Below are 1,755 nucleotides of genomic sequence, written 5' to 3'. Positions count from 1 at the left end.
GGGCGAGGGCCCGCAGGGCGGTGGTCAGCGCGCTCTGGCCCCCACCTGAGACCAGCACGTCGGAGGCGGCGAGCGAACCGGCCGGCCCACCGATGTCCCTGGCGAACCACTCCCGCAGTTCGGGCAACCCCTCCACCGGTGGGCGGGACCAGGTCCCCGGCCTGCGACCGGCCCGGGCGAGGGCCGCGGCCAGGGCACGATCGGGCCGCAGGGCCGCGTGCGGGTAGCCGCTGTTGAGGTCGATGACCTCGGGGGAGGGGGCGACGAGGGTGGCGAGCAGGCCACTCGCGTCCACCCCTCGGGGGCCGACGTCGGCGGCGGCCTGCGGGGGGTCCGCGCTCAGGGCCACCTCCTGCCAGGAGAGATCACCGGCGGGGACCACCGCGCGGCGTGCGGCGGCCTTGAAGACACCCGCGCCGGGACGGGGGACGACCAGCCCCTCGGCGGCCAACGAGGACATCGCGCGGGAGACGGTCACCGGACCCACGCCGTACCGCGACACCAGTTCCCGACTGGACGGCAGCTTCTCGCCTTCCGAGTAGCGGTTCAGCTCCTCGCGCAGTTCGGCGAGGAGTCGCTCCACGCTGCTACTCTGTTTCATGAGAGCACAGGATAGCGCTACCCGCCTCCGGGCGATAACGGTTCCGACGAGCGCCCCCGGCGGCACCCTCCCGGCCGCCCTCGCCGTCGTGGCCTTCTCGCTGAGTTTTCCCGCCACCGCCATGGCGCTGGAGGGCTTCGGGCCCTGGACGGTGACCGGCGTGCGCGGCCTTTTGGCGGGTCTCCTCGCGGCGGCCTGTCTGCTGGCGGCCCGGGTCCCCCGGCCCGAACGTCGACACCTGCCCGACCTGCTGACGGTCGCCGGCGGTTGCGGGATCGCTTTCCCGCTGTTCACCGCTTTGGCCCTGCGGACCTCCGACACCGGACACTCCGCGGTGGTCATCGGGGTTTTGCCCCTGGCCACCGCCGTCATCTCCTCGCTCCTGACCGGCGGACGTCCCTCGCGCACCTTCTGGACGGCCGCCGGGATCGGGGCCGCCGCGGTCGTCGCCTTCACCCTCGGACGGGCCGGGGGACCACCGACCCCCGGGGACGGCTACCTCTTCGCCGCGGTCCTGGCGGCCGCCGCCGGGTACGCCCGGGGTGGCAGGCTCGCCTCGCACCTGCCGGGTTGGCAGGTCATCGGCTGGGCGGTCGTCGCGGCGCTGCCCGTCTCCGCCGCGGTGACGGTCGGGGGGCTGGCGGTCGAACCCGTGGACCCCGGGCCGGGGGCGCCGGCCGGCCTGCTCTACCTCGCCGTCGTGTCGCAGTTCGGCGGCTTCGTCCTGTGGTACCGGGGCATGGCCCTGATCGGCGTGCCCCGGGCCAGTCAACTCCAGCTCGCCCAACCGCTCCTCACCCTGGTGTGGGCGGTGCTGTTGATGGGGGAGCGGCTCCCCGCCTCGGCACCCCTCACGGCGGTGGTCGTCCTGGCCTGCGTCGTGGTCACCCAACGCTCCCGCGCCTGAGGGCGCCCGCGCGACCCCGTCCGCCCCGCCCTGTGATCATTCCTCACCGGGGCACCGGGGGCGGGTGTCCCGGTGGCTGGCATCGCACCACGGGTGACGGGCGCTGCGCCCGCACACGCAGATCGCCACCGTCATCCGATCGGAGGTGACGACCCGTCCGTCGGGCAACTCCACGGTGACCGGCCCCTCCACCAGCAGGGGTTCGCCGGGCCGCATCCGTATGCGGCATCCCCCGGCGGGAGGGGTG

The 1,755-nt window shown here is 74.8% G+C and carries 3 protein-coding genes; 1 reads left to right on the top strand and 2 read right to left on the bottom strand.

From position 1 onward, the window contains the following. A partial coding sequence (locus FNQ90_RS22015; protein ID WP_182607948.1) for a GntR family transcriptional regulator occupies positions 1–601 on the bottom strand: 601 nt, incomplete at its 3' end. Between FNQ90_RS22015 and FNQ90_RS22010 the strand changes: the two genes are divergently transcribed. Continuing rightward, entirely contained in the window at positions 600–1,508 is a 909-nt protein-coding gene (locus FNQ90_RS22010; RefSeq protein WP_182607947.1) for a DMT family transporter, read from the top strand. The two genes, FNQ90_RS22015 and FNQ90_RS22010, sit on opposite strands and share 2 nt — an antisense overlap. 36 nt (positions 1,509–1,544) lie before the next feature. Here FNQ90_RS22010 and FNQ90_RS22005 read toward each other — a convergent pair. After that, on the bottom strand, positions 1,545–1,755 hold a 211-nt coding region (locus FNQ90_RS22005), incomplete at its 5' end, for a CDGSH iron-sulfur domain-containing protein (RefSeq protein ID WP_407699423.1).

This window comes from Streptomyces alkaliphilus (genome assembly GCF_014141535.1).
GTDB classification, from domain to species: domain Bacteria; phylum Actinomycetota; class Actinomycetes; order Streptomycetales; family Streptomycetaceae; genus Streptomyces; species Streptomyces alkaliphilus.
Note: the sequence above shows the minus strand (reverse complement) of the source record. Positions and strands in the feature narration are given on the sequence as shown.

Coding starts and splice junctions, on each gene's coding strand:
- FNQ90_RS22010 (WP_182607947.1), top strand. CDS start 600: ATGAGAGCACAGGATAGCGCTACCCGCCTCCGGGCGATAACGGTTCCG.